Source organism: Rhodopila sp., from assembly GCF_965276935.1.
GTDB lineage: Bacteria > Pseudomonadota > Alphaproteobacteria > Acetobacterales > Acetobacteraceae > Rhodopila.
Genome location: NZ_CBDIBS010000004.1, coordinates 2,019,785 through 2,042,067 on the forward strand (window position 1 = coordinate 2,019,785; position 22,283 = coordinate 2,042,067).

General features: G+C 63.3%; 24 protein-coding genes, 1 tRNA gene and 1 riboswitch. Of the genes, 17 read left to right on the forward strand and 8 right to left on the reverse strand.

Features of this window, described 5'->3' with window-relative positions:
• The first annotated feature begins 162 nt into the window (after window positions 1-162).
• The gene (locus ACQY4S_RS25715; RefSeq protein ID WP_428488012.1) at window positions 163-756 is read left to right on the forward strand and encodes a regulatory protein RecX; all 594 of its coding nucleotides are present in this window, start codon (window positions 163-165) and stop codon (window positions 754-756) included.
• 193 nt (window positions 757-949) lie between these two features.
• Here ACQY4S_RS25715 and ACQY4S_RS25720 read toward each other — a convergent pair whose 3' ends face one another.
• Entirely contained in the window at window positions 950-1,477 is a 528-nt protein-coding gene (locus ACQY4S_RS25720; RefSeq protein WP_428488013.1) for a GNAT family N-acetyltransferase, read from the reverse strand.
• A gap of 132 nt (window positions 1,478-1,609) precedes the next feature.
• Between ACQY4S_RS25720 and ACQY4S_RS25725 the strand changes: the two genes are divergently transcribed.
• The 3 genes from ACQY4S_RS25725 (at window position 1,610) to ACQY4S_RS25735 (ending at window position 3,877) form a co-directional block, all read left to right on the forward strand.
• Window positions 1,610-1,903, forward strand: a complete 294-nt coding sequence (locus tag ACQY4S_RS25725; protein ID WP_428488014.1) for an NAD(P)H-binding protein — start codon at window positions 1,610-1,612, stop codon at window positions 1,901-1,903.
• A gap of 281 nt (window positions 1,904-2,184) precedes the next feature.
• Window positions 2,185-3,156, forward strand: a complete 972-nt coding sequence (locus tag ACQY4S_RS25730) for an Hsp33 family molecular chaperone HslO (RefSeq protein WP_428488015.1) — start codon at window positions 2,185-2,187, stop codon at window positions 3,154-3,156.
• 127 nt (window positions 3,157-3,283) lie between these two features.
• Window positions 3,284-3,877: a hypothetical protein gene (locus tag ACQY4S_RS25735; protein WP_428488016.1), complete on the forward strand. Its 594-nt coding sequence runs from the start codon at window positions 3,284-3,286 to the stop codon at window positions 3,875-3,877.
• 19 nt (window positions 3,878-3,896) lie between these two features.
• Here ACQY4S_RS25735 and folE read toward each other — a convergent pair whose 3' ends face one another.
• From folE to metZ, 3 genes are all read right to left on the reverse strand, one after another.
• A complete protein-coding gene (folE, locus tag ACQY4S_RS25740) occupies window positions 3,897-4,538 on the reverse strand; it encodes a GTP cyclohydrolase I FolE (RefSeq protein WP_428488017.1) in 642 nt (213 codons plus the stop codon).
• A gap of 97 nt (window positions 4,539-4,635) precedes the next feature.
• On the reverse strand, window positions 4,636-5,121 hold the full coding sequence (gene apaG, locus ACQY4S_RS25745; RefSeq protein ID WP_428488018.1) for a Co2+/Mg2+ efflux protein ApaG: 486 nt from the start codon (window positions 5,119-5,121) through the stop codon (window positions 4,636-4,638).
• Window positions 5,122-5,342: 221 nt separating this feature from the next.
• A complete protein-coding gene (gene metZ, locus ACQY4S_RS25750) occupies window positions 5,343-6,560 on the reverse strand; it encodes an O-succinylhomoserine sulfhydrylase (protein ID WP_428488019.1) in 1,218 nt (405 codons plus the stop codon).
• 54 nt (window positions 6,561-6,614) lie between these two features.
• Window positions 6,615-6,694: riboswitch (SAM riboswitch) on the reverse strand.
• Between the two features lie 372 nt (window positions 6,695-7,066).
• On the opposite strand from metZ, the gene ACQY4S_RS25755 reads away from it, so the two are divergent.
• From ACQY4S_RS25755 to ACQY4S_RS25765, 3 genes are all read left to right on the forward strand, one after another.
• Window positions 7,067-8,281, forward strand: a complete 1,215-nt coding sequence (locus ACQY4S_RS25755) for a calcium-binding protein (RefSeq protein WP_428488020.1) — start codon at window positions 7,067-7,069, stop codon at window positions 8,279-8,281.
• A gap of 371 nt (window positions 8,282-8,652) precedes the next feature.
• Window positions 8,653-8,726: transfer RNA gene (locus ACQY4S_RS25760), tRNA-Gly, on the forward strand.
• Between the two features lie 95 nt (window positions 8,727-8,821).
• Window positions 8,822-9,148, forward strand: coding sequence for a hypothetical protein (locus ACQY4S_RS25765; RefSeq protein ID WP_428488021.1), 327 nt, complete (start codon window positions 8,822-8,824; stop codon window positions 9,146-9,148).
• Between the two features lie 295 nt (window positions 9,149-9,443).
• On the opposite strand, the gene ACQY4S_RS25770 is transcribed toward ACQY4S_RS25765, so the two are convergent.
• Window positions 9,444-9,791 (reverse strand): DUF6481 family protein, encoded by a 348-nt coding sequence (locus ACQY4S_RS25770; protein WP_428488022.1) that lies wholly within the window; start codon window positions 9,789-9,791, stop codon window positions 9,444-9,446.
• Window positions 9,792-9,971: 180 nt separating this feature from the next.
• Between ACQY4S_RS25770 and ACQY4S_RS25775 the strand changes: the two genes are divergently transcribed.
• The 5 genes from ACQY4S_RS25775 (at window position 9,972) to cobT (ending at window position 15,578) form a co-directional block, all read left to right on the forward strand.
• Complete coding sequence (locus tag ACQY4S_RS25775) at window positions 9,972-10,268, forward strand: FAD-dependent oxidoreductase (RefSeq protein ID WP_428488023.1); 297 nt, start codon at window positions 9,972-9,974, stop codon at window positions 10,266-10,268.
• Window positions 10,269-10,383: 115 nt separating this feature from the next.
• On the forward strand, window positions 10,384-11,373 hold the full coding sequence (gene hemB / locus ACQY4S_RS25780) for a porphobilinogen synthase (RefSeq protein ID WP_428488024.1): 990 nt from the start codon (window positions 10,384-10,386) through the stop codon (window positions 11,371-11,373).
• A gap of 482 nt (window positions 11,374-11,855) precedes the next feature.
• Window positions 11,856-12,449: a J domain-containing protein gene (locus ACQY4S_RS25785; protein WP_428488025.1), complete on the forward strand. Its 594-nt coding sequence runs from the start codon at window positions 11,856-11,858 to the stop codon at window positions 12,447-12,449.
• Between the two features lie 76 nt (window positions 12,450-12,525).
• Window positions 12,526-13,542 carry a cobaltochelatase subunit CobS gene (cobS, locus tag ACQY4S_RS25790; RefSeq protein ID WP_428488026.1) on the forward strand — a complete coding sequence of 339 codons (1,017 nt, stop codon included), beginning with the start codon at window positions 12,526-12,528 and terminating at the stop codon, window positions 13,540-13,542.
• Between the two features lie 158 nt (window positions 13,543-13,700).
• On the forward strand, window positions 13,701-15,578 hold the full coding sequence (cobT, locus tag ACQY4S_RS25795; RefSeq protein WP_428488027.1) for a cobaltochelatase subunit CobT: 1,878 nt from the start codon (window positions 13,701-13,703) through the stop codon (window positions 15,576-15,578).
• Between the two features lie 116 nt (window positions 15,579-15,694).
• Here the strand turns inward: cobT and ACQY4S_RS25800 are convergent, their stop codons facing one another.
• The 3 genes from ACQY4S_RS25800 to ACQY4S_RS25810 are packed head-to-tail and all read right to left on the reverse strand — an operon-like array spanning window position 15,695 to window position 17,278.
• Complete coding sequence (locus tag ACQY4S_RS25800) at window positions 15,695-15,967, reverse strand: hypothetical protein (RefSeq protein ID WP_428488524.1); 273 nt, start codon at window positions 15,965-15,967, stop codon at window positions 15,695-15,697.
• A complete protein-coding gene (locus ACQY4S_RS25805) occupies window positions 15,936-16,856 on the reverse strand; it encodes a bifunctional riboflavin kinase/FAD synthetase (protein WP_428488028.1) in 921 nt (306 codons plus the stop codon). Before ACQY4S_RS25805 ends, ACQY4S_RS25800 begins: the two co-directional genes overlap by 32 nt.
• A complete protein-coding gene (locus ACQY4S_RS25810; RefSeq protein WP_428488029.1) occupies window positions 16,856-17,278 on the reverse strand; it encodes a MaoC family dehydratase in 423 nt (140 codons plus the stop codon). The genes ACQY4S_RS25805 and ACQY4S_RS25810 overlap by 1 nt, the downstream gene beginning before the upstream one ends.
• 110 nt (window positions 17,279-17,388) lie before the next feature.
• On the opposite strand from ACQY4S_RS25810, the gene ACQY4S_RS25815 reads away from it, so the two are divergent.
• The 5 genes from ACQY4S_RS25815 to ACQY4S_RS25835 all read left to right on the forward strand — a co-directional run bounded on the left by ACQY4S_RS25815 (window position 17,389) and on the right by ACQY4S_RS25835 (window position 22,282).
• A complete protein-coding gene (locus ACQY4S_RS25815; protein ID WP_428488030.1) occupies window positions 17,389-18,513 on the forward strand; it encodes a M20 family metallopeptidase in 1,125 nt (374 codons plus the stop codon).
• A 256-nt stretch (window positions 18,514-18,769) separates the two neighbouring features.
• The gene (locus ACQY4S_RS25820; protein WP_428488031.1) at window positions 18,770-19,330 is read left to right on the forward strand and encodes a DinB family protein; all 561 of its coding nucleotides are present in this window, start codon (window positions 18,770-18,772) and stop codon (window positions 19,328-19,330) included.
• Window positions 19,331-19,416: 86 nt separating this feature from the next.
• Window positions 19,417-20,418, forward strand: coding sequence for an alpha/beta hydrolase (locus ACQY4S_RS25825; RefSeq protein ID WP_428488032.1), 1,002 nt, complete (start codon window positions 19,417-19,419; stop codon window positions 20,416-20,418).
• A 14-nt stretch (window positions 20,419-20,432) separates the two neighbouring features.
• On the forward strand, window positions 20,433-21,929 hold the full coding sequence (locus ACQY4S_RS25830) for an amidohydrolase family protein (protein WP_428488033.1): 1,497 nt from the start codon (window positions 20,433-20,435) through the stop codon (window positions 21,927-21,929).
• Window positions 21,929-22,282 (forward strand): hypothetical protein, encoded by a 354-nt coding sequence (locus ACQY4S_RS25835; RefSeq protein ID WP_428488034.1) that lies wholly within the window; start codon window positions 21,929-21,931, stop codon window positions 22,280-22,282. Before ACQY4S_RS25830 ends, ACQY4S_RS25835 begins: the two co-directional genes overlap by 1 nt.
• The last annotated feature ends 1 nt before the right edge of the window (window position 22,283 follow it).

Consider the following 22,283-nt stretch of genomic DNA (forward strand, 5'->3'; position numbering starts at 1 on the left):
CGGGGCGGGTCCGGGGGAACATTTATCTTTGGCCAAAGCCCCTGACGATGTCAAACGGCCGTTCGCCGCGGCGGCGCAGGACTGCCTTGCAGCCGTTGCCATACAGCCGTTGCATTCACGAATGGGACTTGCATCCGGCCATCTTGTCAGCATCGTTGCGACATGCCGCCTGCGCAAACCCCACCGCCGCCTGACGCTGCCAACCTGTACCAGGCGGCGCTTTCGTATCTCGCCCGCTATGCTGCCACCGAGGCTGGCTTGCGCCGAGTCCTGATCAAACGGGTGGATCGCTGGGCCCGGACCCAGGCCGACCGCGACGCTGCCGCGCCAGTAATCGCCGCCGCGCGCAAAGCCATTGATGCTGTCATTGGCAAGCTGGTCCACGCCGGCGCGGTCAGCGATGCGAGCTTTGCCCAGGGACGGGTCCGGTCGCTGCTTCACACCGGCCGTTCTCGCCGCGCCATCCAGGCTCGGCTTGTCGCAAAAGGTATCGCGCCTGATCTGGCCCGTGACGCGGCCGGCGATGACGCGGGTTCGGAACTGGCGGCTGCGTTGGTCCTGACGCGGCGGCGGCGCATCGGTCCGTTTCGGGCCGGCGAACCGGCCGACATGGCGGCCACTCAGCGGAAGGAGCTAGGCATGCTCGCCCGCGCCGGGTTTGCGCGGGACACGGCGCAACAGGCGCTACGGATGGACGCCCTGGAGGCGGAACGCCGCATCCACGCGCTGCGGTCGGATCAGGCGATCGCCGACTGATCAGCGCAGCTTGATCGGAGCCTTATTGCCTGGTGCCGCGCCAGCACGCGGACTGCGTGCGGCGATGCAGGTCAGCGGGAGCAGGTCCGGCGGGGCACATTCGAGTTGCGGCTCTGGATGCAGCCGGGTTTGCCGGACCGGCCACAATGCCAGCATGGCTGCTGGTCCAGGTTTTCACCGCTGCCGGGGAACGTTATAGCTCGCTGCTGATGTCTTGCGGCGTCAGGCGGTAGTAGGTCCGCGTCAATGCGTTGGCACCGCAAGACTCATACATCTTGCGCGCCGCGGAATTGGCGGTGTCCGTGGTCCAGTCAAGCGCACAGAATCCTTCCTGGAAAGCCAGTCGCGCCGCGGCGCGTACTAGTTTCTGACCGATTCCGGATCGACGTATGCGATGCGACACATAGAGATCGCGAATGTACAAGGATTGGCTCAGCTCAAAGGCCGGGAAGGTCACGTTCAGCACGATCGACCCGATAATGACGTCGTCCAGAACAGCGATCAGGACCCGTGGATCAAATTCCGTCGCCACCGGCTTGCAGGCTAACCGCCCGGCCTGCAAGGCTTTTTCATCCGGAACCGGGCAGCCGTAATGGGTCTGCATTTCGGAAAACAGCATTGCCAAGCTTGCCGCATCGGACGGCGTCGGACGACGGACAATCACGCGTCGCGGCCCCAGGGCCTCCTGCATCTTCAATTCATGCAACCGGGCGTCGAACATTTCTACTCATTCCTTCGACTGTTTCTCATTATTTTGTCACTATAGCGTATATAATGAGAAAGTGATACGAAAAAATTTGTTGCGGGCGAGAATTTTGGTGTCACTTGTCGCGTGCATCGGAACCGAACCCGCATGGTCACCCAGAGCTTGCTGGCGCGGGGAGACGCCGTCCGTCTCGCGCAGCGCAGTCGTCCGGCAGATCTTCCGGAACGCATTACCTTCACCCAATGCGACGTCCTTCAACCGGGCGTCGTGCAACAGGCTGTCAAAGGCGCCACGCAGGTACTGCTGGCGGTCAGCTTCCCCTATGACACGCGGGTTCGGCGCATAGCCTGGCCGAGCACCATGACCAACGTCATTGAGGCATGCGCGGAAGTCGGCGCGCGGATTGTCGTCATCGACAACCTGTATCAGCTCGGGCCATAGACCGAGCCGCGGCGTGAGGACATGCCCCTCAGCTCGTCTGGAGACAAGCCGGCGATCCTGACGGAGGTGACGCATATCTGGATGGCGGCGAAGGTCCGCATTGAAGAGCGAGATACCACCATGACCGACGCTTCCCACCCGTGGTTGGTGTGTTGGGAGCCAGTCGAGACGGACCAGCCGCGTGGATCACGGCGCCGCAACTCTGACAGGCGTGTCAATTTCCTGCCGGTTCTGATCCATCGCCTGTGGCACCGGACGCAACCGACGCCTATCTTAGACGCATGTCAGATACGCCAGCCTTTCTGGACAGCGGCCGCCCGCCGGTGCCCGACCTTGTCGTGCCGCGCGGCGTCCTGCCGTTCTTCCTGCCCAACCGCCCGGTCCGCGGCCGTCTTGTGCGGCTTGGTCCGCTGGCCGAAGCCCTGCTAAGCCGGCACCAGAACCACCCGGTTATCACCCGCCTCACGGGACAGGCGCTGGCGCTCGCGGCCGGACTGTCCACCGCGCTGAAGTTCCGCGGATCGTTTAGCCTGCAGGCCAAGGGCGACGGGCCGGTGACAATGTTGTTGGCCGACTGCACCGATGCCGGTGAACTGCGCGGCTACCCAAGAGCGGATGCGGTTCGGCTGGAAGCGTTGGTGGCCGCTAATCCTTCACCCTCGGCCGACGCGCTGCTGGGCACAGGGTATCTGGCGTTCACCGTGGACCAGGGACCGGATGAGAACCGTCATCAGGGGATTGTCTCGATCGAAGGCGGCTCGCTGGCCGCCATGGCGCTGCACTACTTCGACACGAGTGAGCAACTGCGCTGCTTCGTCCACCTGGCCTGCGAAAAGACCGCTTCCGGCTGGCGGGCCGGCGCCCTGATTCTGGAGAAGATCGCCGGCGCCGGCGGCATTGATCCGGCGCTGGACGATCAGGCGCAGGAGGAAAACTGGCGCACCGCCACGACACTGGCCGCGACCCTGACGGACCGCGAACTGCTGGACGACAATCTGCCACCGGAAGATCTGCTCTATCGCCTGTTTCATACGGAAGGTGTGGCCACCAGCCGCGCCCGCGCCCTGTCGTTCGGCTGCCGCTGCTCTCGCGCTCGGCTGGCCAGCATCCTGGAGGGATTTCCGGCGGACGACCTGGATCACATGACGGTCGACGGAGACATCGTCATGACGTGCGAGTTCTGCAACCATGACTTTCGGTTCCCGCGTGGCGGTGTGCACGGCCAGGCTTCCACTGAACCGCGAGCCGATTAGAACTTGATCGCGTTGAGCGGACCAGCCGGAATGGGTGAATCATGCGATCCAACAATGAGCTAGACAGCCTTTCAAGCTGTACGCTCAGCCTGAGCGCAGTCCAGGTCGTCAAAGGAACTTCTTCGCCTTGATCGAGACGAGAAACCTCACCCGCCGCTATGCACTGTTGATGCCGCTTGTCCTGGCAGCCTGCGGCGGTCATGAAGTCGAGCCGGTGTTCGAGCCGCTGCACTACGACTACCTGCCGCCCATCCAATTGAACGTCGCCACGATCGATGTGGAGCAGCGTTTCATCCCGTCTGGTGTTCCACCCGACATCACCGCGCAGGACCCGGAGCCGCCGGTCGATGCGCTGAAAGCCATGGCGAACGGCCGGCTTAAGCCGTTCGGCACATCGGGACGCGCAGTCTTCGCGATCCTGGACGCCTCGTTCACCAAGCAAGAAGACGTTATTAACGCTGTCATGAGCGTCTCGCTCACGGTTTATGGCGCCGACGGCAACCAAGGCGGTTTCGCCGAGGCGCGTATCGAGCATCGCCAATCCGGTCGGATCGAAAACCTGCACAAGACCTTGTACGACATCACCAAGACCATGATGGACGAGATGAACGTGGAGTTCGAATTTCAGGCCCGTCAGCACCTGCGCGATTGGTTGACCACAACGGCGGTGCCGGATACGCCGGTGGAGCAGGCCCCACTGGAACAGCCGACGCCGCACTAATCGACGCCTAGCGTCTCGTCTATTCGCTGTGGATCATACTGCCGCGGTTGCCTACCATCGCCAGCAACTCCCGCCGCGTCGCGGCATTGTCGCGGAACGCGCCCAACATGCGGCTGGTCACCATGGTGACACCCGGCTTGTGGACGCCGCGTGTGGTCATGCACTGATGTGCGGCTTCAATGATCACGGCGACGCCGCGCGGTTCCAGCACGTCCTGGATCGTGTTGGCGATCTGCGCCGTCAGCTTTTCCTGGATCTGCAGGCGCTTGGCATAGGCATCCACAACACGCGCCAGCTTGCTGATCCCAACGACACGGCGATGCGGCAGATAGGCGACATGCACCCGACCAATGATGGGCGCCATGTGATGTTCACAGGTGCTTTCCAACCGGATGTCGCGCAGCAGAACAATTTCGTCGTATCCGTCGGTTTCCTCGAACGTACGCGCCAGCATCGCCAGCGGATCAGTAGCATAGCCGACGAAGAATTCCTTGTAGGCACGGGCGACACGAGCCGGCGTGTCGCGCAGACCCTCCCGGTCCGGATCGTCGCCGGCCCACAGCAGCAGCGTACGAACAGCGTCTTCAGCTTGCTCCCGCGTTGGCCGGTTCAAGGAAGCCGCCGTCTCGGCTCGAGACGAGGCAGGCGTAACGATGTTCACCGCGAGAAGTCCTCCGGGCTGTTCATGGAGCCGACGATTTCGCCATCGGTCGGATATGGGTCCGGTCAGGGACCCCGCAACCCATCATCGTGGCGGGTCAATGAACCCTACCGGTTTGATGTGGACTGTCCAGGCTGAAGGCGGGGATCGCCACGTCGAAGTTCTCACCGGACGAGGGAACGATCATATGATAGGTTCCCACCATGAAGCCGGATGGCGTGTCGAGTGGCGTGCCGGAGGTGTATTCGAAACTCTCGCCGGGCTCTAGCAGCGGCTGCTCGCCGACCACGCCGGGGCCATGCACATGCTGGGTCCGGCCGCGCGCATCGGTGATCTGCCACGTGCGGCGCAGCAGTTGGACCGGCTCCTGGCCCTGGTTGTCGATCTTCACCCGGTAGGCCCAGACGAAATGGCTCTCCTCCGGCTGCGACTGGTCCGCCAGAAAGAACGAACGCACCGAGACGTGGACATCCCGTGTGGTTCGTGAGTAGTCGGCGCGCCCAGAACCCGCGCCGCGGCCGGGCGGTGCGGACTCCACGGCGGGGCGGGTTGCCCGGCCTGATTTGCGATCTTCACTCGACATGGCACGTCACCTTCCTGCCTGGCAGGCGCCTTTGATCAAGACCCAATCCGGGCGACTTGTCCAGGCGGGCGGGACAGGACGCGGGTCCAGCCCGTCCGTCTTTTTACTCAAGGTCCCGCTGTCTGGATCACCTGTCGCGGCTGGCGATGGGACAGCTCGTCCCGACAAGCGGAGGCTTAACGGATCGGCAGGTGGCAATGTCAATACGCGGATCCCGACAGTTAATCGGCGGCCAGAACGGCGCTTCGATCTGCGGGTGCCGCCAGCGCGCGGCGAAAGTCATCTATCAGATCCTCCGCGTCTTCCAATCCGATCGACACGCGAAGCACGCCATCGGTGATCCCCAGGCGCGCCCGCTCGGCCTCGCCGATCCGCAGATGAGTCGTCGTGGCGGGATGCGTGGCGAGGGATTTCGAGTCACCCAGGTTGTTGGAGACAACGATCAGTTCGAAGGCGTTCATGACGCGGAACGCGCCGGGCTTGCCGCCCGCGACCTCGAACGTCACCACCGTTCCACCGCCGGTCATCTGGGCGGCGGCGAGCGTGCGTTGCGGATGATCGGCACGGGTCGGATACCAGACGCGGGTGATGCCTGGCTGGTCGGCCAGGAAGTCGGCGATGGCAGCGGCGGATCGGCCGGCGGCTTCGACCCGCAGCGCCAGGGTCTCGATCCCCTTCAGCAGCACCCAGGCGTTGAACGGCGACAGCGCCGGGCCGGTATTGCGGATGAACGGCTGAAGAGTCTCGTTGATCCATTGCTTGTTGGAGAGGACTGCGCCGCCCAGCACGCGCCCCTGGCCGTCCATATGCTTGGTGCAGGAATACACCACGACGTCGGCGCCAAGCCGGAGCGGTTGCTGGAGCAGGGGGGTGGCAAAGACGTTGTCGACAACGACGATCGCGCCGGCGGCATGTGCCAACTTGGCCACTGCGGGCAGATCCACCAGCTCCAGCATCGGATTGGACGGCGTTTCCAGCAGCACGAGCTGCGCCGAACGCGACAAGGCGGCGCGCCACTGGTTCAGGTCGGTGCCGTCGACAAATTCGCACTGGATGCCGAATTTCGGCAGCAGCGTGGAAACGATCCAGTGGCACGAGCCGAAGAGCGCCCGCGATGCCACCACCCGATCACCGCCTTTTAAATGCGAAAGCATCGTGGCATTGACCGCCGCCATGCCAGTGGCGGTGGTCCGGCATGCCTCGGCGCCCTCCAGCAGGCAGAGCCGATCCTCCAGCATGGTCAGCGTCGGGTTGGCGAAGCGAGAATACTGATAGTGATCGACGGCACCGGCGAACGTCGCCTCGGCCTGTTCGGCGCTGTCATACACGTAGCCGGAGGTCAGAAACAGCGCTTCCGCGGTTTCCCCATGATGGGTTCGCTGCACGCCGCCCTGTACGAGGCGGGTCGCGGGACGCAGACGAGAGGGATCAAGTGTCATGTGTCAGGGCCCTTGCACGCGATGGCCCGACCGTTGAGCAGCCTCGGCCCGTTGCAGGACCTGACGCTGGCCTCTTTAGCGCGCTTGTTTCACCTCGCCGCAATCCGGCCGGACAAATCGCGAGGGCCGGGAGCACCCGACACGATGACTGATAGAACTGGGCTGGCGGCCGCGTCAATGGGTCGCGTCAGCCAGCGTCTCCCTTAGGCGAACATACGCGCGCAAATGAGACATACGAGGGATAATGCTCGTGATCTTGCGATACATTCCTATGGAGGACTGTATAGCCGGCATGTATTGCTAAAAAGTAGATAGAATCTATATTATGCCGACTTGCCATAGGGCATATGTGCTATGGCGGAATGGATAGTAAACGTTTCAAAAGTCTGCACACAAAATTGTGAGGCTACCTGAATCCGGTGTAATTCCGCGTTCATGCGGCTACACAGTGCGCTTGCGAACCTTATCCGCGACCCGACGCAAAGTAATTACTTAAGGATAACGAAATGGCTGGTGTAACAGTACAAACTACGCGTTCCGGCGATCAGTTCACTGTGCCTTTCAATGCCGTCGATAATCTGCTGGTTGCCGGTCAGATCGCAGCCGCGGTCAGTCAGGGCGTCGCGGATGGCCACCTGGTGCCCTCAAGCAGCCTGAATGGCCCCCCACCGACGGTGCCGGCGGGCGGAGACGGTGTCTACTTTCAGCAGACCAATGGTCTGACGTTCCTCCCGTCTGCATATGGCGCGGTTGTGAATACCGCAACCGATGCCACGATCTTCGGTTCCGGCGGAACCAATGAATCAGTCCTGTCGGGCAATGGTAACCTAACATTCGTTGCCACCGGCGGATCAGGCACCATGGTCGGTGGCGGTGGAAGCAATAGCATTCTTGTTTCGCCCAGCGATGCGGGCGCCTGGTTCATCGCGCCGGGGAATGGAAACAACAAGATCCTGGCTCTGGGCGCCGGCGCCGATACCATTCAGGCCGGTGCGGGACACAATACCGTCCTGCTGGGCAGCGGCTCCGATCAACTGACGCTGACCGGTCATGATGCCGTGACCGCTTCCACCGGCAATGACACGATCGACGCTACGGCGGCGAAATCCACCTCGGTCAACGGTGCGTCCGCCAATATCACCTTTCTGGGTGGTGCGGGGGCAGTCACGGTTTTGGGCGGTACCGGCAGCGATACCTTTTTCGGTGGTCAGGGCAGAGCCGTCGTGCATGGCGGAACAGCCGGAAACAACCTGCTAATCGCCGGCGCGGGCGCAGCGACCTTGTTCGGCGGCGGCTCTGGTGATCAACTGTACGCAAGTGGCGGCAATCCGCAATCCTTGATCGCGGGCACCGGAAACGAGACGCTTTCAGCCGCGGCCAGCTTCGGCGCCGTATCCTTGCACGGCGGCTCCGGCAACGATCAACTGGTTGGCGGGTTTGAACCGAACACGTTCGTCGGTGGTTCTGGACACGCAACAATGACGGGCGGCTTTGGCGCGGATAGTTTCGACTTTATCAAGGGTTCGGCTGGCGGAACCGACCTGATCGTGAATTTCAACAGCAGCGACAAGGTGGTGCTACGGGGCTATGGCCCCGGGGCGATTGAAAATGCGCTTGACTCGCAGAGGCCAGGCAGCGGATCGGTCACGATTACCTTGTCGGACTCGACAAAGATCACCTTTAGCGGCATCAGCAGCCTCAAGAGCAGCGAGTTCGGCTAATCAATCGATACCGGTTATTGTCGATCAATCACTGCATCGCTTGCAGCAGTACATGACATGATGGTCGTAACGTCATGGCGGCCGCGGGGCCGCCATGACCGGATCAGGCAACCCGTGCCCGATCTGCCGCCGTTAGACCATGATTGTTGCAGTTCGCATCATCACCAGATCCGAACATGATGTAAAATCTTCTGCTCCCAAGAGTCACGTGCTTTGGCTGATCAGCGGCAGGCTTGCTCAACAGATCGTAAAGGTTGCCGTAGGCGCGCGGGTGTGGATCGCTACTGCTGCATCTTAGGCTTGGCCACCGTCCTCGGTGGATGATCCGCGGCTTGCGCCGCTCAGGGATCGGATACTAAAAGAAGCTTCGTGCGGGTGTAGTTCAATGGTAGAACGGCAGCTTCCCAAGCTGCATACGAGGGTTCGATTCCCTTCACCCGCTCCAAGACGTCCATACACCGAAGACCAGCTTGCCTACGACAGCTTCGCCGACCACCATATTGGCAGGACAAAGGCGCGCGAAGACGTTACGGAGTTTGCATGAACAAGGAAGAGCTGACGCGGTGGGCGCTGGATAACGGCTGGCAGATGATCGGTGGCTTCCCCAGCCTGACAAAGCCGTCCTCGCCCAAGGAAGCCATCGTCCGAATGGTCTTCAAGGCGACCTTGGTCAATCTGGAAGTTAAGAAGCCCGCTGGGAAGTGGGACAAGGTTTCCGGCCAAAGCTACGGCAAGATTTATCCCGACTCTGATACGGCACTCCCACTTGGCCTTGGGCTCGAGACCATTCCAGGCTTTACCATGCTGATGCGGGAGAACAGGGACCGTATGGTCTTCGACAGGATGTCAGGCGCCGCGAAATTCTGACCTCTGAGTGTTTTTCGCGAAGTCCTGTGTTGAAACAGCCTTGAAGCGCGGCTTCAGAGGCATGAACCTGCCACACGGGATCAGCTGTCGGCAGGAACATCACAGCCGCTCCCGAGGCGGATCCCGCAAGCGATCCAGTGCTGTCCGCGGCGCAAATCTTGAGGTGTCCTCTTTCCTTCCGGCTGTACGAGCCGAGCGGACTGGTCGCGCAAGGCTACGCTTGCGTCAGCGACGACACGCTGCGGTGTCCATACCGGAGACCAGGTTGCCATCCAGCGTGATCGGCATCCGCCGATCAGCGTCGCCGAGCGGTCCGCGCGGCGTAGCGTTTGTCGCGGGCTGCCTTCTGTTCGGCTGCCAGCGCGGCGGCGCGGCTGGAGTTTTCAGCGTCACGCGCCGCCTTCTCCGCCGCCAAGGCTTTCTGCTCCGCCGCCACCCTGGCCGCCTCCGCTTCACGAGCGGCCTTGCGCTCCGCGATGCGGGCCTCACGCGCCGCCGCGATCGCGGCCTGGGCGGCCTGACGTTCCAGAACCGCCGGATCGTCGGGTCCGGGCCGAGCGCGGAACTTCGCCAGAGCGGCTTTCTTGGCGTCGGCCTGGGTGCTCAGTCGGTCGCTGAAGTTGCCGTATTTAGGAGCATTCATGGGCGCGGCTTAGCGGAAAGCGCAGCGAGTGCCTAGCCCAAAAGCCATCCGAGCAGCGCTCGGCTGTCGTCATACCAGGCAGGCTTCGAGCACGCGCATGCAATTGCCATATATGCGGGATTTCCTGCCGGCGTTCTTGATGCGCCGCGGCGATGTGCGCCCGGGCTTGGCACCCAGTTCGTGACCGAACTGGCGCAGCCCTGGCGGTGGCGGCTGGACCGGCCCTCGTTTTTCGAAAAGCTTCGCGTGCTGGACCCCAAGCCCCATCCGGCGATCCTGCGCCAGGCGCGACGCTATTTGACGCGGGTGGTCCCGATATTTCATGCTATGCGCATCGCAGAGAGTTGGGGCGGCATGATCGACGTCACGCCTGACGGCATTCCGGTGATCTCCGCCGTCGATTCCGTGCCAGGCTTCTTTATTGCTGCCAGTTTCACTGGCCATGGCTTTGGCATCGCGTCCAGTGCGGGCGGATGATGGCGGAGCTGGTGACAGGCGAAATGGCGGTGGTCGATCCCCCGCCTTTCCGCTACAGCAGGTTCACTGACGGGACGCGGCCCTGGCCGTTGTCCCTGGCTTAGGGATGACAGAGATGGCCAACCGCGTCTCCTCCAACACCTTCCCGATTGTGCGCCTGCGCCGCCTGCGCGCCAGCCAGGCAATGCGCGACCTGCTGCAGGAGCATACTGTTTCGTTGAACGACCTGATCTATCCGATTTTTGTCGAGGAAGAGCTGGACGACTTCGCGCCCGTGGACTCCATGCCGGGCATTTACCGGATTCCCGAGCGGAAGCTGGACATGGCGGTGAAGGAAATCGCGGCGGCCGGTATCAAGGCGGTGATGACCTTTGGCGTCAGCCACCACAAGGACGACACCGGCAGCGACGCCTGGAACCGCGACGGGCTGCTGGCGCGGATGATCAAGCGCGCCAAGGACGCCGCGCCGGGGCTGATGGTGATCTCCGACACCTGCTTCTGCGAGTATACCTCGCACGGTCATTGCGGCGTGATCCACGGCAACGACGTGCACAACGACCACACGATCGAGAACCTGGGGCGGCAGTCCGTGGTCGCGGCGGAAGCCGGCGCCGACATGATCGCGCCATCCTCCATGATGGACGGCCAGGTCACCGCCATCCGCTCGGCATTGGACAGTAACGGGTTCGGTGCCGTTCCGATCATGGCGTACTCGTCGAAGTTCGCCTCGGCCTTCTATGGCCCATTCCGCGCCGCGGCAGGCTGTGATCTGGACGGTGACCGCAAAGCCTATCAGATGAACCCGATGAACGAACGCGAGGCACTGCGGGAATCCGACGCCGATGAGGCCGAGGGCGCCGATATCCTGATGGTGAAGCCAGCAATGCCGTATCTGGACGTGCTGACGCGGATCAAGCAGCGCAGCCTGCTGCCGCTAGCGGCGTACCAGGTCAGCGGCGAGTATGCGATGATCAAGTTCGCCGCCGCCGCCGGCGCGATCGACGAGCACCGGGTCGTGCGGGAAAGTCTCGGCGCGATCAAGCGGGCAGGTGCCGACCTGATCCTGACTTATTTTGCGATGGACATCGCGCGCCAGGGATTTTGAGGACTACCAGCGGCGAGGGGCTGCGCTTCGCGGCTGATTGGTGTGTACACGCGATTGATGAGGCGGACGCGCGTGAAATTAATAGGATATCGACGTCCACTGACCCGGCTTTCACCGCCGACATCGGGCGGCCGACCCTAACGACAGCGGACGCGATCCTGGATACGATCCATCTGCCGGGCGGCAGCCGGGTACTGCTGGTCACCCGCATAGACAGCCGGTGCACGAACCGGACATCGCCTTCCTGGGCCTGCATGGCATAGCGCGCGCGGGCGGCAGCTTTCTGGGCATGGCGCTTCTGATGCGCGATGCCGCGACCGGACAGCGTGGCGACAGGCTGAACGGCCGCTGGTCCATATCGTGGCGAACAACCCTACCATGGCAAGCATCCTGCTGGCCCTTTGCGGATTGCCCGGTTTCCGCCAGCCATTGCGTTGACCACCATTGCCAAACAGCCCGCCGCGAAGCACATAACGATGGTGATGATGCAACGCCCAAAGCGCCACCGGGCTTACGCGCCCGACCCGAACGCACCGGGCCGGACCTGCGACATGCCTGGCTGCCCGGAAGCCGGCGAATACCGCGCTCCGAAGTCGCGGCGGAACCTCAGCGAGTACTTCTGGTTCTGTCTGGAGCATGTACGCGCCTACAACAGTTCCTGGGACTTCTACAAAGGCATGTCCGCCGCGGAGGTCGAGGCCCAGCTTCGCGCCGACACGTCCTGGCAGCGGCCGAGCTGGCCATTGGGCCATCTGGGCGCGGGTGCTGCCTGGGACGAGGACATGCTGCGTGACCCGCTGCACATCCTGGCTGCGGGGCGTGCCAACGGTACCAGGCATGTTGAAACGGAACGCCCCCCTGCGGAATTGCGGGAGCCGCTGGCGACGCTCGGTCTTTCATGGCCGACCACGATGGACGTGGTCAAAATGCGCTACAAGGAACTTGCGAAGCGGCATCATCCGGACGCGAACGGCGGCAGCCGTGACGCCGAGGAACGCCTTAAAACCATCAACGTCGCGTATGCGGCGGTCCGCTCGAAGCTTGGTTCCGAAACCCGTGTGGCCGCCGGCGGTTAGGCTTCCTCCACGGCGCTCTTGCGCCGTTCCACACCGCGGTTAGACTTCCAGGAATTGTATCAGGAAACTTTGGACTATGAACACGGCTGTGGACATCGCCTCTTCTCGCCCGACCTCCGAGATCAACCTGCCGGACACCAAGGTATCCGCGCGGGAGGCGTTCGGCCTAGACATCGACATGGAGGTGCCGGCGTTTTCGGTCCGCACGGAACATGTCCCGGAGATCGACCCCGCTTACCGGTTTGACCGGGAGACGACGTTGGCGATCCTGGCGGGGTTTACCTACAACCGCCGCGTGATGATCCAGGGCTATCATGGCACTGGCAAGTCGACGCACATCGAGCAGGTCGCGGCGTGCCTGAACTGGCCTTGCATCCGCGTCAACCTGGACAGCCACATCAGCCGCATCGACCTGATCGGCAAGGATGCAATCGTGCTGAAGGACGGCAAGCAGGTCACCGAATTTCGTGAGGGGATCCTGCCCTGGGCGCTGCAGCACGCCTGCACGCTGGTGTTCGACGAATATGATGCCGGCCGGCCGGACGTGATGTTCGTCATCCAGCGCGTGCTGGAAGTCGAGGGCAAGCTCACTCTGCTGGACCAGAACCGCGTCATCCGGCCGCATCCTTCATTCCGGCTGTTCGCGACCGCGAATACCGTGGGCTTGGGCGACACCACCGGACTTTACCACGGCACACAGCAGATCAATCAGGGCCAGATGGACCGCTGGAACATCGTCGCCACCCTGAACTACCTGCCGCACGCGACGGAAACCGGTATCGTGCTGGCGAAGATGGGCGTGGATGTCGCCAAGGATGCCGGCACGAAAAAGCGCGTGGAAAGCATGGTCGCACTGGCCGACCTGACGCGCGCCGGCTTTATCAACGGCGACATTTCCACCGTCATGTCACCGCGAACCGTCATCACCTGGGCGGAGAACGCACGCATCTTTGGCGACGTTGGTTTCGCGTTTCGGGTGACGTTCATGAACAAGTGCGACGAGGCGGAACGGTCGACCGTCGCCGAATATTATCAGCGCTGCTTCAACGAGGACATTCCGATCGGTGGTTTCACCACCCGGAAGTTCGGCTGAGGGTCCATGCCTACCATGCCGCTGTCGCTTTTCGTTACGGTTCTGCCTGCCTGCGCCACCTGTCGCGGCACGAGATTTGGACACAAAGTCGAGACGAGCCCGACGACTACGGCTGACCGGCGGCGCCGTGCCACGACCTTACGACGGAGCAGCGGCTCATGAGCGGCTCGACCAAGGACAATGCACGCGCCGAGGACTTCAAGCGTGCCACGGCCGGCGTGCTGCGCGCGATCGCCGATCAGCCGGACGTGCAGGTGGCGTTTCAGCCTGGCCCATCGGGCGTGTCCGGCAAGCGCGCCCGCCTGCCGCTGCCGACACGTGCGCTGCCGGCAACAGAGATGGCCAAGTTGCGCGGCCAGTCGGATGCCATCGCCCTGCGCCTGCGCCACCACGATGATGCGTTGCACGCTCAGCGCATGCCGACACGACGGGAGGCGAAGGATGCCTACGACGCCTTGGAGCAGGTCCGCGTGGAGGTCGTCGGCTCTCGTCATATGAATGGCGTGAACGCCAACCTGCGTGCCAAGCTATCGGAGGAATGCGAATCCGAAGGTTACGACCGGATGACCCGTAAGGACCAGTTGCCGATCGACAAGGCGCTGGCTCTGCTGGCGCGGGAAAGATTATCCGGCGACGTGGTGCCGGAGGCGGCGCGGCGGGTATTGAACCTTTGGCGCGACACCCTGGGAAGCTCAGCCGACCAGGCACTGACGGAAATGCTCGGCGCGCAGGACAACCAGACGGCCTTCGCTCGCGCGTCCCGCAAGCTACTGGCGGCGATGGACCTGGCGGAAGCCGAGGTGGACGCCGAACCGGACGACAACTCGGACGACGGCGACGATGGCGGCGAACAGTCGGGTCAGCAGGACAATTCGCAGGATGGTGAGGGCCAGTCGGAGTCCGAGCAGGACTCGATGCTCGGTGCCCAGCCCGAGGAGATGGAAGGCGAGGCCGCCGACGACGACGGCTCGGAGTCCGAGGAAGAGGCCGCGGTCGCCGAGGGTGACGACCGGCCGGGCGGCCCCCAGCCGCGGCGGGAGCGGCCGAACCCTGACAATGATGCGATCTACCGCGCCTATACGCGGACCTTCGATGAGGAGATCGAGGCCGAGGATCTGTGCGACGCGGACGAGTTGTCCCGGCTGCGGCAGCAGCTTGATCAGCAGTTGCAGCATCTGCAGGGCGTCATCTCCAAGCTGGCGAACCGGCTGCAGCGGCGGTTGCTGGCGCAGCAGACGCGATCATGGGAGTTCGATCTGGATGACGGGTTGCTGGATGCCGGGCGGCTGGCACGCGTAGTGATCAACCCGATGCAGGCCTTGTCCTACAAGCGCGAGCTGGATACCGAGTTCCGCGATACGGTGGTCAGCCTGCTAATCGACAACTCCGGCTCGATGCGCGGCCGGCCGATTACCGTGGCGGCAATGTGCGGCGATATCCTGGCCCGGACGCTGGAACGCTGCGCGGTGAAGGTGGAGGTCCTGGGCTTTACCACGCGCGCCTGGAAGGGCGGGCAAAGCCGCGAGAAATGGGTGCAGGACGCCAAGCCGCGCAACCCTGGGCGGCTGAATGATCTACGGCACATCATCTACAAGGCGGCTGACTCGCCCTGGCGACGGGCGCGCAAGAACCTGGGCCTGATGCTGCGTGAAGGCCTGCTTAAGGAGAACATCGACGGCGAGGCGCTGCTCTGGGCCTACCGTCGACTGCTGGTACGACCGGAGCATCGACGTATCCTGATGGTGATCTCCGATGGCGCGCCGGTCGATGATTCGACTCTGTCGGTCAATCCCGGGAACTATTTGGAAAAGCACCTGCGCGAGGTGATCCGCGATATCGAGAATCGTGACCAGGTGGAGTTGATCGCGATCGGCATCGGCCATGACGTGACGCGGTACTACCGGCGAGCCGTGACGATCGTCGATGCGGAGGAACTCGGCGGCACAATGATGAAGAAGCTGACCGAATTGTTCGACGAGGACATGGAGGCGGCCTGGGTTCGGGCGGCTGGCGAGCGCGCGGCAACAGTCATCTGAGAGTTACAGCGTGATCGCCCGAGGTTGACCCGTCAGAAGGCGTATATCACGCTCTCAAACAAGAAGTCAGACCATGATTAGATCCCGGCGATGAGGCAATCTCAAACGATCACGGTCTAATGTCCAAAGACTGAAGTGCTGATGCCGCGCCAATCGGTCAGCACTTCCACCCCCGGCAGCAGCACGGCCAGTTCCGCACTGGTCGCGGCCGGGTGCGGAATGTTGGTGCCGAGCAGCAGGAATGTTGGTACTGGACAGTCGCGGACGAAGGCGCGATCGACGCAGAAGACGAACGGGTGGTCCCACATGTTGCGGCCGCAGGCAGCGAGTGCGTCGTTGTTCAGTTCAGAGCGAGCTTCACGCCAGCAGCATCCGAGCCTCGGCGGCATCGGTGGCGATTTGGGCTTTCAGGGCGTCCAGGCCGGAGAATTTGACCTCGGCGCGAATGTACGTGTGCAACGCCACGGTGATTTCCTGGTCATACAGGTCCCTGTCGAAGTCAAAGAGATTCACCTCCAGCCGGCTTTCGGTCCCAGCGTTCACGGTTGGGCGGCGGCCAATGTTCGCGACACCTTTGTGGATCGTCCCATCGGTCAGCCGGATGGTCACGGAGTAGACGCCCCGCGCTGGTTCCAGATGACGGCCCAGCGGCACATTGGCGGTCGGAAATCCAATCGTGCGGCCACGCTTGTCGCCATGGCCCACCAGTCCGCGGATTGCCCAGGGGCGACCAAGCTCCGCCGTCGCACGCTCCGGATAGCCGTCCTGCAACGCGCGGCGAATGCGGGTAGAGGATAGCGGCCCTTGCGCATCCGTCACCGGCGGCACCAACGTCAGCCCCATGCCTAGCGCTTCCGCTCGGCCGGCCAGGAAGCTCGTGTTGCCGCCGCGGCGATGACCAAAGGCGAAGTCCTGGCCGGAGACCAGATGCCGGGCACCCAATCCGTCATGCAGAACCCGTGCTACGAAGTCGTCCGCGGTCATCAGGCTGAAGGCCGGGTTGAACGACAGCTCGTACAGCAGATCGACGCCCAGCGCGGCCAGCGCATCCGCCCGCTCCGCCGCCAGGGTCAGTCGGAAAGGTGGGTCATCCGGCCGAAACACTTCCCGCGGATGAGGCTCGAACGTCAGCACCGCCAGCGGCGCGTCGGGCCTTGCTGCGTGCGCGGCACGAATGACGCTGGCGTGGCCGAGGTGAACACCGTCGAAGTTGCCGAGTGCCACGGTCGCGCCGCGCGCATCGGGCGGCAGGCCCTGCCAATTGCTGAACGTCCGCATCAGCCGCGTGACGGCACCAGGACATAGGCTTCACCGTCGATCACCACCTCCTCCTTCACCATGCAGGTGGTTCGCAGAGTGACGCGCTTGCCTCCAGGTTTCAAATCGATGACCTCCACTACGGCGCGGACCGTGCTGCCGATCCGCACCGGCGCGCGGAACGTCAGCGACTGGCGCAGGTAGATGCTGCCTGGCCCCGGCAATTGCGTGCCCAGCACGGCGGACATAAGGCCAGCGGACAACATGCCATGGGCGATGCGTCCGCCGAACCGGGACTGGCGGGCAACCGCCTCATCCAGATGGATCGGGTTGGTATCCAGTGTCACCATCGAATACATCTGGATATCGGCTTCACTGATGGTCTTCGACAGCTCGGCGGTCTGGCCGATGTGAAGATCCTCGAAAAAATAGCCTGTGGTCATGCTGAAGGTCCCGGATTACCGTGGTTTTCTGCCAGTCTGCGCATACGGCGACCAAGCCGCCTGGTTTCGTTACGTCCTGCCATGAATTCTCCGCACAAAGGAATTTATATATGCCGGCAACAAATGTTGGAACCTCGGAAGACCTTTTGGCGGAGCTATCGGGCTGGGTCAGGCTGGAAACACCAACAACGGACGGTGCGGCGGTAAATCGCCTGATGGATGTGGCGGAAGCCGGGTTGGCTGGGGCCGGCGCAACGATCACGCGGATTCCCGGGCGGGATGGCTACGGCGACAATCTGATCGCACGGACGCCTGGTGAGGGAAAGCCCGTGCTGGTCGCCGGCCATCTGGACACCGTATGGTCGCACGCGACGCTGGAGACGATGCCATACCTCGTGCAGGGGAAGAAGGCGCACGGCCCCGGCATCTACGACATGAAGGCCGGCAGCTTCCTGGCGTTTCACGCGGTGCGTTCTATTCTTCAACAGGGCATCGTGACGCCCCGGCCGATCGTGCTGCTGCTGACGCCGGATGAGGAAGTCGGCAGCCCGACCAGCCGCTGGCTGATCGAGCAGGAAGCGGCGCAGGCCGCGACCGTGCTGATCCCGGAACCCGCCGGCGGCGGCGGCGCCTGCGTCACCGCGCGGAAGGGAGTGGGACGGTTCGTGCTGCGGGTGGAGGGTCGCGGATCACACGCCGGCACGAGCTTCCAGGACGGTGCCTCGGCGATCGTGGAGTTGTCGCACCAGATCATCGGCCTGCACCGGATGGTGAATGTCGAGCGTGGCATTACCCTGAATGCCGCGCCGATCTGGGGCGGATCACGGCCAAACGTCATTGCGCCGGATGCGGGATGCGAGATCGACCTGCGCGTCAACTCGGTCACCGATGGGGTCTTGATGGAGGAGCGCCTGCTAGGGCTAACCGCGAAGACGCCGGGGTGCCGGGTCATCGTGGAGGGCGGGATGAACCGGCCGCCCTACACCGAGAGTCCCGCCATATCGGCGCTGTACGGCAAGGCACAGGCGATCGCGCAGCAGGTCGGGCTGGCACTGCCGAAGCAGCACCGTGGCGGCGGTTCGGACGGCAACTTCTCCGCCGCACTGGGCGTGCCGACGCTGGACGGGCTTGGCTGTCCTGGCGCAGGGGCACATGCGAGCCATGAGCACATTCTGTGGGGGCATCTGGCACAGCGGGCGGCACTGCTGGCGGGGTTGCTGGAGACGCTGGATTGACGAACGGCGGCGCCGGCGCATGCGTGGGTCGTTGATCCTTTTGCTTGATTGGTTTTTGAGCGCCATTGCTGAGCAGCGCGTCGGTTGCGCGGCATTGTCAGCTTCGGCCTGCGCTGTTCCAAGACCTTTAAGGAGCGTGGCCCTTTGAACGGATCATCTGGAAGTCAGCGCCAGCAGAGCAGAATGATAACCTTTGAAATCGCCGCGGACATCGAAGTGTAGTAACGTGCCAACAGTGTGAAGTGAGGCGTCGTGAATGAGTGCTCTGCTTCCCTATCGTTCCATGGCCTACAACAACTTTTGGGCAAACCACCGTCTGTTGACTGCTTGTCGTCCGTTGTCGCAGAACGAGTTCGAAGCGCCGCGTATCGGCTTTTTCCCAAGTCTGCGGGCGACACTCAATCATATCCTGGTCATTGACCATTTCTACATGGACGCAATGGAGGGTGGTACGCTCGGACCGGCAGCATGGGCGGACCCGGAACCCTGCAAGACCATAGCTGAGCTTCAAGCGGCGCAAGCGGACGCCGACGGACGACTGATCGCCTTCGTCAAACGTCTGGATGCGGGCGCCCTGGCACACATCGCCGCCGTCCATCGCAGCGTTCGGATTCAGCACGAGAGGCTGGATCGGCTGCTTCTCCATTTGTTTCAACATCAGATCAATCACCGAGGGCAAGCGCACGCCATGATGAGCGGCACGTCAGTGCAACCACCCCAGCTTGACGAGTTCTTTTCAACCGATGAGGCACCACGCCGCGCCGCGGAATTTGCCGGGCTTGGCTGGACCGAGGAAACGGTTTGGCAAATGGGTTAAGCCAGACTCCGTCCGGGCCGCCCTGGACGAACCCGCTAAAACCGTCCTCAATATCTCCGCACGAAACCAAACCAAGAAGGCCAACCATGGCGGGGAACAACCAGATCACCACCACCTCCCGACGAGGCGTCCTGATCGGCGCACCGCTCGCGGCCGCCGCCGCCCTGCCGGCCGCCGCGGCTGAAACCTTCTGGACCGCGCGATACGAAGCCAGGAAAGGCGACGTCACGCTGGCGATGTACCGCAAGCGCCTGACCGCCCCTCGCCCTGGTCACCCCAGGCTGCCGGTGCTGTTCCTGGTACACGGCTCCTCGGTCTCCGCGCTGCCCAGCTTCGACCTAACCGTCCCCGGCGCCGGCGAATATTCCCTGATGAACGTCTTCGCCCGCTACGGCTTCGATGTCTGGACAATGGATTTCGAAGGTTACGGCAAATCCACCGTCACCGCCGGCAACTCTGACATCGCCTCCGGCGTCGCCGACCTGAAGGCGGCGATGCCGATAATCGAGCGCGAGACGGGACAGAGGAAGTTCCATTACATGGGCGAATCCAGCGGCGCCATCCGCGCCGCCGCCTTCGCCGTCGCCGAACCCGCCCACGTCGACCGCCTGGTGCTGGAAGCCTTCACCTACACCGGCAAGGGCTCCCCGACCCTCGCCAAGCGCGGCGAGCAGACGGAATTCTACCGCACCCACAACCGCCGGCCGCGCGACAAGGCGATGATCCTGAGCATCTTCACCCGCGACAAGCCCGGCACATCCGACCCGCGCGTGCCGGAGGCGATGGCGAAGGCGGAGCTGCCGAACGGCGATAGCGTGCCCACCGGCACCTACCTCGACATGACCGCCAACCTGCCGCTGGTCGATCCCACCAAGCTTCAGGCGGCCGTACTGGTGGTGCGCGGCGAGTATGATGGCATCTCCACCGAGGCGGACCTGCTCGACTTCTTTTCCCGGCTGCCCACCCCGGATAAGCAATACGCCGTCATTCCGGGCGCCGCGCACGCGGTCACCCTCAGCCTCGCCCGCGCCGGGCTGTGGCACGTGATGCACGAATTCCTCACCATGCCGAAGAGCGTCCAGGCGTAGCTAAGGAACCGAACATGGGTCTGCTCAGTGACGAAGAACGCGCCCAGCTCCTGCCGGCCGAGGATCTGCCGCACCGCTTTCCCATCCCGACGCAGATCGTCTCCAGCGACGAGTATTTTCCCGAACGGCAGACGCCGCAACAAAAGCAGGTCGAAGACCGCCTGACGGAGATGGGCGACCATCTGGCGAAGCGGCAAGGCATCAGCCGGCGGCGCTTCTTCCAGACCGCGTCCGGCATGGCAGCGGCCTTCCTGGCGATGAACCGGGTCTACGGCAACCTGTTCGCGGTGACCGAGGCCGAAGCCGACACGCCCGAACTGGCGCGGCAACGCGCGGTCGCGCTGCAAGGCCAGGATGTGTTCGATGCCCACACGCATTTCCTGCGCGACGATACCAGGCTGACCAACTTCGTCGCCATGCGCGCCGCGGTCGGCAAGGCGGGCTGGAACGCGGCACTCGGCGGCAAGCCGCAGACCATCGCCGACCTGAAGTTCGACAACTACTTCAAGGAGGTGTTTCTCGACAGCGACACCAAGGTGGCGCTGCTGACCAACTCGCCGTCCGATATTCCGGAAGACTGGTTCCTGACCAACCAGATGGTATTCCAGACCCGCGACCGGGTGAACCGGCAGGCGGGATCGCGGCGGCTGCTGGCGCATTACACCATCGTGCCAGGGCAACCCGGCTGGCAAGATGGCATCGACCACGCGATCGCCGAGCTGCGGCCCGACGGCTGGAAGGGGTACACGGTCGGCGACAACACACACAAGGACACCAGCCGCTATCCCTGGCGGCTGGACGACGAAAAACTGATGTACCCGGCCTATGCGAAGTTCGCTGCCGCCGGCATCCGGAATGTCTGCATCCACAAGGGCCTGTTTCCGCCGTCGGTGGAAAAGCAGGTGCCGAACCTGCGGGCCTATGCCGATGTCAGCGATGTCGGCAAGGCGGCGAAGGATTGGCCGCAGCTTAATTTCGTCATCTACCATTCCGCTTATCGGCATGTCGGCGGATTGCCGGCGGACGCGATGGCGGAGTGGGATCGGACCGGCCGCAGTTCCTGGGTTAGCGATCTGGCGGACATTCCGGCGAAGTATGGCGTCAGCAACGTCTACGGCGATCTTGGTCAGTTGTTCGCCTATACCAGTATCGCGGAACCACGCCTGGCCGCCGCGCTAATGGGCACGCTGATCAAGGGTCTTGGCAGCGACCATGTGATCTGGGGCACGGACGCGGTGTGGACCGGCGCGCCACAGTGGCAGATCGAGGGCCTGCGCCGCCTGGAAATCCCCGACGACATGCAGCGCAAGCACAACTTCGCTTCACTCGGCGCCGCCGACGGCGCGGTCAAGCGCGGCATCTTCGCCAACAACGGCTTCCGCATCTTCGGCTACGACCGCCACGCCGAACTGGCCACACCCGACCGCTTCGCCTCGATCAAGCACGGCTATCTTCGCGATGGCGCCGACCCCAGCAACCTGCGCTACGGCTACGTTCGCGGCCGCGGCTGATGAGCATTTGTATCCGTAACCGGCATCGCGACGGCCGCGAAGACTTGCATTCGCGGGAGGTGGAAATCGACTGGACGCAGGAAGGGCTCTATGATGCCTCCGCCCGCCTTCCCGCCACTGCCATCATCTTTCGCCGGACCCAGGCAGAGCCCGACCCGCCCTGGCACCCGGCGCAACGCCGGCAATGCATCATCAATCTTGATGCGGACGTCGAACTGACCACCAGCGACGGGCAAGCCCGCGCAATCGGCGCCGGCGAAATCAATGTGGTGGCGGACACGCCGGGCAGGGGTCACCTGTCGAGGCCGGTGAACAGCCGGATGCGGCACGCGATCTTCGTGCCAAACGAGTAAT

What these genes read in the sequence shown, in the direction of transcription:
- ACQY4S_RS25715 (WP_428488012.1), top strand. Translation starts at nt 163, where the DNA reads ATGCCGCCTGCGCAAACCCCACCGCCGCCTGACGCTGCCAACCTGTAC.
- ACQY4S_RS25720 (WP_428488013.1), bottom strand. Translation starts at nt 1,477, where the DNA reads ATGTTCGACGCCCGGTTGCATGAATTGAAGATGCAGGAGGCCCTGGGG.
- ACQY4S_RS25725 (WP_428488014.1), top strand. Translation starts at nt 1,610, where the DNA reads ATGGTCACCCAGAGCTTGCTGGCGCGGGGAGACGCCGTCCGTCTCGCG.
- ACQY4S_RS25730 (WP_428488015.1), top strand. Translation starts at nt 2,185, where the DNA reads ATGTCAGATACGCCAGCCTTTCTGGACAGCGGCCGCCCGCCGGTGCCC.
- apaG (WP_428488018.1), bottom strand. Translation starts at nt 5,121, where the DNA reads ATGTCGAGTGAAGATCGCAAATCAGGCCGGGCAACCCGCCCCGCCGTG.
- metZ (WP_428488019.1), bottom strand. Translation starts at nt 6,560, where the DNA reads ATGACACTTGATCCCTCTCGTCTGCGTCCCGCGACCCGCCTCGTACAG.
- ACQY4S_RS25755 (WP_428488020.1), top strand. Translation starts at nt 7,067, where the DNA reads ATGGCTGGTGTAACAGTACAAACTACGCGTTCCGGCGATCAGTTCACT.
- ACQY4S_RS25765 (WP_428488021.1), top strand. Translation starts at nt 8,822, where the DNA reads ATGAACAAGGAAGAGCTGACGCGGTGGGCGCTGGATAACGGCTGGCAG.
- ACQY4S_RS25770 (WP_428488022.1), bottom strand. Translation starts at nt 9,791, where the DNA reads ATGAATGCTCCTAAATACGGCAACTTCAGCGACCGACTGAGCACCCAG.
- hemB (WP_428488024.1), top strand. Translation starts at nt 10,384, where the DNA reads ATGGCCAACCGCGTCTCCTCCAACACCTTCCCGATTGTGCGCCTGCGC.
- ACQY4S_RS25785 (WP_428488025.1), top strand. Translation starts at nt 11,856, where the DNA reads ATGATGCAACGCCCAAAGCGCCACCGGGCTTACGCGCCCGACCCGAAC.
- cobS (WP_428488026.1), top strand. Translation starts at nt 12,526, where the DNA reads ATGAACACGGCTGTGGACATCGCCTCTTCTCGCCCGACCTCCGAGATC.
- cobT (WP_428488027.1), top strand. Translation starts at nt 13,701, where the DNA reads ATGAGCGGCTCGACCAAGGACAATGCACGCGCCGAGGACTTCAAGCGT.
- ACQY4S_RS25800 (WP_428488524.1), bottom strand. Translation starts at nt 15,967, where the DNA reads ATGCCGCCGAGGCTCGGATGCTGCTGGCGTGAAGCTCGCTCTGAACTG.
- ACQY4S_RS25805 (WP_428488028.1), bottom strand. Translation starts at nt 16,856, where the DNA reads ATGCGGACGTTCAGCAATTGGCAGGGCCTGCCGCCCGATGCGCGCGGC.
- ACQY4S_RS25810 (WP_428488029.1), bottom strand. Translation starts at nt 17,278, where the DNA reads ATGACCACAGGCTATTTTTTCGAGGATCTTCACATCGGCCAGACCGCC.
- ACQY4S_RS25815 (WP_428488030.1), top strand. Translation starts at nt 17,389, where the DNA reads ATGCCGGCAACAAATGTTGGAACCTCGGAAGACCTTTTGGCGGAGCTA.
- ACQY4S_RS25820 (WP_428488031.1), top strand. Translation starts at nt 18,770, where the DNA reads ATGAGTGCTCTGCTTCCCTATCGTTCCATGGCCTACAACAACTTTTGG.
- ACQY4S_RS25825 (WP_428488032.1), top strand. Translation starts at nt 19,417, where the DNA reads ATGGCGGGGAACAACCAGATCACCACCACCTCCCGACGAGGCGTCCTG.
- ACQY4S_RS25830 (WP_428488033.1), top strand. Translation starts at nt 20,433, where the DNA reads ATGGGTCTGCTCAGTGACGAAGAACGCGCCCAGCTCCTGCCGGCCGAG.
- ACQY4S_RS25835 (WP_428488034.1), top strand. Translation starts at nt 21,929, where the DNA reads ATGAGCATTTGTATCCGTAACCGGCATCGCGACGGCCGCGAAGACTTG.